General features: G+C 47.1%; 1 protein-coding gene. It reads left to right on the top strand.

The annotated features are described in order from the left end of the window. A partial coding sequence (locus tag A3735_RS09250; RefSeq protein WP_156499559.1) for an MMPL family transporter occupies nucleotides 1–327 on the top strand: 327 nt, incomplete at both ends.

Below are 327 nucleotides of genomic sequence, written 5' to 3'. Positions count from 1 at the left end.
GTTAGCCTAATCCCTAACCTTATACCTATTGGTGCTGCATTTGGTTTGTGGGGTATCTTCAACGGTAATGTTGGCATATCCGTAGGTACCGCAACAGGTATGGTCCTGGGTATCGTCGTTGATGATACCGTCCACTTTTTAAGCAAGTATCGAAGGGCTAGGCGTGAGAAAGGCTATACTAGCGAGCAAGCGGTGCAATATGCTTTCGCAACCGTTGGTACTGCACTTTGGGTGACAACCTTCGTTTTAGTCGCAGGGTTTATGGTGCTTGCATTGTCCAACTTCAACATGAACGCCCACATGGGTATCTTCACTGCAACAACGATT

Source organism: Oleiphilus sp. HI0061 (assembly GCF_001635675.1).
The sequence above is the reverse complement of the archived record's forward strand: the minus strand, read 5'-3'. Positions and strand labels throughout refer to the sequence as shown.